The organism is Microbacterium sp. K24 (assembly GCF_004794465.1).
In the GTDB taxonomy this organism is placed as follows: Bacteria; Actinomycetota; Actinomycetes; order Actinomycetales; family Microbacteriaceae; genus Microbacterium.
In genome coordinates this window covers 1-5,660 of the sequence record NZ_SSDJ01000025.1, presented here as the reverse complement: position 1 = coordinate 5,660, position 5,660 = coordinate 1, and the positions used below count along the sequence as shown (strand labels likewise).

The following is a 5,660-nucleotide window of genomic DNA, read 5'->3' as shown; positions in this document are numbered from 1 at the left end:
GGCTCGCCTCGCCGTGCGCCACGGATTCGCCCTGCGCGCCGGCACGGTGCTGCTCGCGGGTGCGGCGACGGCCGCCGTGCCGCTCCCCGACTCCGGAGTCGTCGAGGCGACGATCGCGGGACTCGGACGCGTCGGCATCCGCGTTCTCGACGGAGCACCCGCTGCCGAGGAGGGATCACGATGACCGATTCACGTGGCATCCTCGTCGACGGCAAGGCGACCCCGCGCGGACGATTCCCGCACGCCAAGGTCTCCGGCGATCTCGTCTTCGTCTCCGGCACGTCGAGCCGGCGCCCCGACAACACGATCGCCGGTGCAGAAGCCGACGAGTTCGGCGCGACGCGACTCGACATCGCCGTGCAGACGCGAGCCGTGATCGAGAACATCCGCGCGGTGCTCGACGCCGCCGGCTGCCGACTCGATGACCTCGTGCAGGCGACGACCTTCCTCGTCGACATGAACGACTTCGCCGGCTACAACGCCGTCTGGGCCGAGTACTTCGATGAGCAGGGGCCCGCGCGCACCACCGTCGCCGTGCATGCCCTCCCGCATCCGCATCTGCGCATCGAGATCCAGGCGATCGCGCGACGCCCCGAACCCAACGACACCATCGCCACTCTCGAGGAGGAGAAATGAGCACCACCATCCCACCCGTCATCGATTTCCCCGCATGGATCAAGGAGAACGAGCATCTCCTGCAGCCGCCGGTCAACAACAAGGCGGCCTGGACGCCGATCGGCGACTTCATCGTGCAGGTCGTCGGCGGTCCGAACCAGCGCACCGACTTCCACTTCGACCCGTACGAGGAGTGGTTCTACCAGTACCGCGGCAACATGCACGTCAACCTCATGACCGAGGATGGACCGCAGCGCATCGACATCCGCGAGGGCGAGATGTGGCTGCTTCCCGGCAACGTCTTCCACTCCCCGCAGCGCCCGGAGGCCGGGTCCATCGGCATCGTGATCGAGCGCATCCGCGAAGAGGGCACGCTCGAGAAGTTCGCCTGGTTCTGCCCGAACTGCGACACCAAGGTGCACGAGGTCGAGCTGCAGGTGCGCGACATCGTCGAAGACCTGCCGCCCGTGTTCCGCGAGTTCTACGAGAGCGAAGAGGGCCGGACCTGCCCGAACTGCGGCACCGTCCACCCCGGCAAGGGCTGAATCTCTGTGGGCACGATCGACGTCCACACGCATTTCGTGCCGAGCTCCTGGCCCGACCTGTCCACGCAGGTCGGGCCGGGAGTCTGGCCGACGCTGCGGGTCGACTCCGAACGCGACGCGATGATCATGCTCGGCGACGCCGAGTTCCGTCGCGTGGGCGCCGACTGCTGGGACGCGTCGCTGCGCCTCGCCGACATGGACGCCGACGGCGTCGACGTGCAGGTGGTGTCGCCGACCCCGCTCTTCTTCTCGTACGACAAGTCCGGCCCCGAAGCGGTGAAGGTCGCGCGCATCTTCAATGATCTGGCCCTCGAGATCTGCGCCCCCGCGCCCGGCCGGCTGATCCCGTTCGCGCAGGTGCCGCTGCAGGACCCGGATGCCGCCTGCGCCGAGGCCGATCGTGCGATCGCCTCCGGGCATGCGGGCGTCGAGATCGGCAACCATGTCGGCGACCGCGACCTCGACGACGCCGGCATGGTCACGTTCCTGCAGCACTGCGCCGACAGCGGCATCCCCGTCTTCGTGCATCCGTGGGATATGCCCGGCTCGCCCCGTCTGGACCGGTGGATGGCGCGCTGGCTCACCGGCATGCCCGCCGAGACCCACCTGTCGATCATCGCCCTCATCCTCGGCGGCGTCTTCGATCGCGTACCCCCGACGCTGCGGCTCGCCTTCGCGCACGGCGGCGGATCGTTCGCGTTCTGGCTCGGACGCTTCGAGAACGCGTGGCAGCAGCGGCCCGACCTCATCGGCGTGAGCGAGCGACCTCCCTCCGCCTACCTCGACCGCTTCAGCGTCGACAGCGTCGTGTTCGACCCGACCGCTCTGCGCGTGCTCGTCGACACCCTCGGCGCGAGTCAGGTGATGGTCGGCAGCGACTACCCGTACCCGCTGGGCGAACGTCCGGTGGGCAGCGTCGTCGACCGCGCCGTCTTCCTCGACGACGCCCAGAAGAACGCGATCCGCCGCGACAACGCCCTGCGATTCCTCGGGCGCGACGTCGACCTCTCCAGCGAACGGAGCCCCTCCGCATGACCACGCCCGCTGTCGGCAGGCCCACGATCGACCGGGAGACCTGCGTCGCCCTCGACGATGCCGATCCCCTCGCCCGGTTCCGCTCGCGGTTCGCGCTCCCCGAGGGCGTCGTCTATCTCGACGGCAACTCGCTCGGCGCACTGCCCCGCGACACGGCAGCGCACGTCCAGCGGGTGATCGCCGAGGAGTGGGGAACCGGGCTGATCCGCAGCTGGAACGATGCCGGCTGGTTCGCGAAGCCGCAGACCGTCGGCGACCTGGTCGCGCCCCTCCTCGGTTCCGGCCCCGGGCAGGTCGTCCTCGGCGACTCGACCTCGTCGAGCATCTTCCAGGCGACCGTCGCTGCCGCCCGGCTGCGCCCCGGGCGCCGGGTGATCGTCGCCGAGCGCGGCAGTTTCCCGACCGATCTCTACGTGCTGGAGAGCGTGCAGGAGCTGCTCGGCGGCGACCGTCCGCTGGAGCGCCGTCTCATCGCCGACGACGGTCCGACCCTCGACGACGTGCTCGATGACGACGTCGCGATCGTGCTGCTCACCCACGTCGACTACCGCACCGGACGCATGCACGACATGGCCGAGGTCACGCGGAAGATCCACGCGGTCGGCGCCGTCGTCGTCTGGGACCTGTGCCACAGCGTCGGCGCGGTGCCCGTCGACCTGGTCGGGGCGGATGCCGACTTCGCGGTCGGCTGCACCTACAAGTACCTCAACGGCGGGCCCGGCTCGCCGTCGTTCATCTGGGTCGCCGAGCAGCACCTGCCCGATGCGCGGCCCGCCCTCACCGGGTGGCACGGACACGCGAAGCCCTTCGACTTCACGGTCGACTACGCCCCGGCATCCGGTGTCGAGCGGTTCCGAGTGGGTACCCCGCAGCTGCTGTCGATGTCGGCGCTCGAGGTGAGCCTGCGGCTCTGGTCCGAGGTCGACCTCGACGCCGTGCGCGAGAAGAGCCTGTGCCTCACCGAGCTCTTCATCTCGCTCGTCGACGCGCGCCTCACCCCGCGGTGGGGCGTGGAGGTCGTGACCCCGCGGGAGCCGGCGCGCCGCGGCAGCCAGGTCTCGCTCCGTGTCGGGTCGGGCTACGAGATCATGCAGGCGCTCATCGAGCGGGGCGTGATCGGGGACTTCCGCGCGCCCGACCTCATCCGCTTCGGCTTCACTCCGCTCTACACCTCGTTCGTCGACGTGTGGGATGCCGTCGACACGCTCGAGGGCGTGCTCGACGGCGAGGTGTGGCGCGAACCGCGCTTCGCACGCCGGGGCACCGTCACCTGAGCGGCGCCGTCACCTGGCGCTCCAGCATCCGCTCGTCCTGCCGTGACACCTGCAGGCGAGATGGACATTTGCAGGTCGGATGACGAGATCCGGACCTGCAGCTGTGATCTCAACCTGCAGGCGTATCCGGCGCGCCGATGAGAGCGGATGCCGGGAGCGCCGCGGCATCGCACGGCGCTGGTCTGCACACCTGCAGGCGAGATGGACGGATGCAGGTCGGATCACGGCATCCGGACCTGCAGGTGTGATCTCAACCTTCAGATGTATCCGGCGTGCCGATGAGAGCGGATGCCGGGAGCGCGGTCAGGCGCTGTCGCCGGAGTGCGCGGCGGCCTCGGTGAGCAGAGCGATCACGCCGTCCCGCACGCGGTCGAGATGCGACTCGAGCACCCGCAAAGCCTCGTCGACGTCGCCGGTCGCGACCACGTCGATGAGCTCGCCGTGCGAGTGGTCGTGGGAGCCCGGCGAGACGAGCCGCCAGCCGAGAACGTAGCGGCCAAGCTTCAGGCGGAGCTGCTCGATCATCTCCCACATCACCGGACGCGACTGCGCGTCGTACAGCGTGGCGTAGTACTCGGTGCGGGCTTCGACGAACTCGCCGCCCTCGGAGATGCCGTCCGCCGTCTTCGCGAGCTCGCGGAGACGGGCGATGCGCTCCGGGGTGATCTCGGCCATCGCGAGGCGCAGCGCCTCCTTCTCGAGCAGCGTGCGCAGGTGATAGACCTCGCTCGCCTCCTCGACCGACAGAGCACGCACCATGGCGCCGCGGCGGGCGTGGAAGACGACGAGCCCGTCGGCCTCGAGCTGGATCAGTGCCGAGCGGATGGGGAGTCGCGAGATGCCGATGGACTCGGCGAGCGTCTCCTGCCGCAGCTTCATCCCGGGAGGGAGCGTGCCGTCAAGGATCGCGTCGCGGATGATGTCGTAGGCCATCGCGCCGACCGAGCGGTATCCGGCTCCGTGTCGCTGGGCGAGCTTCTGCAGCGCATCCGCCCGTTCCTGCGGCGACGCTGCCGCGTTTCCTGATTGCACCATGCAGCGAGGTTATCGGATCAGGGTCCCGAACTCTGCATTCTGGATCCAGAATCTGCCCTGTGTTTCGGCATCCGTCTCTCCCCCGGAACGCCGAACGCCCCCTGTCCCGGCAGTAGCCGAGGCAGGGGGCGTTCGAGAGGTGTTACTTGGCGGCGACGACCTGCAGCGTGATGACTGCGGTCACGTCGTCGTGCAGACGAACGGTGGCCTCGTGGTCACCCGTCGCCTTGATCGGCGAGGTGATGTGCACCTTGCGCTTGTCGATCGCACCGAGACCGGCAGCCGCGACAGCGTCGGCGACGTGCTCGGTCTTGACCGAACCGAAGAGGCGACCGGACGTGCCCGCCTTGACGGCGAGACGCACCTTGGTGCCCTCGAGAGCGTTCTTCAGTGCGACAGCGTCGTCACGATCGTGGATCGCGCGTGCCTGACGCGCGGCCTGGATCGAAGCGACCTGCTTTTCGCCACCGCGGGTCCACGCCGTAGCGAAGCCCTGCGGGATGAGGAAGTTGCGGGCGTACCCGTTCTTGACCTCGACGACGTCTCCGGCACTACCCAGCCCGGCGACCTCGTTCGTGAGAATCAGCTTTGCCATCTCGATACCCCTTACCGGCCGGCGCCAGCGTAGGGCAGGAGCGCCATTTCGCGCGCGTTCTTGATCGCCGTGGCGATCAGACGCTGCTCCTGCACCGAGACACCGGTGATACGACGGGCGCGGATCTTGCCGCGCTCCGAGACGAACTTGCGGAGGGTGGCGACATCCTTGTAATCGATGACACCGACCCGGATGGACTTCGCGGGAGCGGTGGGCTTGCCACCCTTCCGCGGCTTGCGGCGGTCGCCGCTCGACTTTCCAGCCATTGGTTTTCCTTAATGATGAGCGGATGCCGTGCCCGAGGGCAGCGGATCCAGAAGTTGTTTAGAAGGGAGTGTCGTCGCCGAAGCTGCCCGGAGTGCTCCAGGCATCCGCGCTGGTCGACGAGCCGGGCGTGGACCACGGCTCCTCCGACACCTGCTGCGCGGGACGGGACTGACCGCCGCCGGGACCACCGGCACCGCCGGCACCGCCGGTCGACGCCGCACGGGTGACCTGCGCGGTCGCGTACCGGAGCGAGGGGCCGATCTCGTCGACCTCCAGCTCGATCGCGGTGCGCTG

8 protein-coding genes and 1 pseudogene are annotated in these 5,660 nt (G+C 69.0%); 5 read left to right on the top strand and 4 right to left on the bottom strand.

Annotated features, from left to right (window positions below):
• The 5 genes from DW306_RS00910 to kynU form a co-directional block, all read left to right on the top strand.
• Positions 1–184: hypothetical protein (locus DW306_RS00910; protein ID WP_205814063.1), on the top strand; the 184-nt coding region annotated here is incomplete at its 5' end.
• The gene (locus DW306_RS00905) at positions 181–636 is read left to right on the top strand and encodes a RidA family protein (RefSeq protein WP_136053772.1); all 456 of its coding nucleotides are present in this window, start codon (positions 181–183) and stop codon (positions 634–636) included. The genes DW306_RS00910 and DW306_RS00905, both read left to right, overlap by 4 nt.
• Entirely contained in the window at positions 633–1,160 is a 528-nt protein-coding gene (locus tag DW306_RS00900; RefSeq protein ID WP_136053771.1) for a 3-hydroxyanthranilate 3,4-dioxygenase, read from the top strand. The genes DW306_RS00905 and DW306_RS00900 overlap by 4 nt, the downstream gene beginning before the upstream one ends.
• A 6-nt stretch (positions 1,161–1,166) precedes the next feature.
• A complete protein-coding gene (locus tag DW306_RS00895; RefSeq protein ID WP_136053770.1) occupies positions 1,167–2,195 on the top strand; it encodes an amidohydrolase family protein in 1,029 nt (342 codons plus the stop codon).
• Complete coding sequence (gene kynU / locus DW306_RS00890; protein ID WP_136053769.1) at positions 2,192–3,469, top strand: kynureninase; 1,278 nt, start codon at positions 2,192–2,194, stop codon at positions 3,467–3,469. The genes DW306_RS00895 and kynU overlap by 4 nt, the downstream gene beginning before the upstream one ends.
• A 303-nt stretch (positions 3,470–3,772) precedes the next feature.
• On the opposite strand, the gene DW306_RS00885 is transcribed toward kynU, so the two are convergent.
• From DW306_RS00885 to DW306_RS00870, 4 genes and pseudogenes are all read right to left on the bottom strand, one after another.
• Entirely contained in the window at positions 3,773–4,504 is a 732-nt protein-coding gene (locus DW306_RS00885; protein ID WP_136053768.1) for a GntR family transcriptional regulator, read from the bottom strand.
• Between the two features lie 142 nt (positions 4,505–4,646).
• Positions 4,647–5,099, bottom strand: a complete 453-nt coding sequence (gene rplI / locus DW306_RS00880; RefSeq protein WP_136053767.1) for a 50S ribosomal protein L9 — start codon at positions 5,097–5,099, stop codon at positions 4,647–4,649.
• Positions 5,100–5,110: 11 nt separating this feature from the next.
• Entirely contained in the window at positions 5,111–5,365 is a 255-nt protein-coding gene (rpsR, locus tag DW306_RS00875) for a 30S ribosomal protein S18 (protein WP_017829850.1), read from the bottom strand.
• 58 nt (positions 5,366–5,423) lie between these two features.
• Positions 5,424–5,660, bottom strand: a pseudogene (locus DW306_RS00870) (single-stranded DNA-binding protein); the annotation flags it as partial.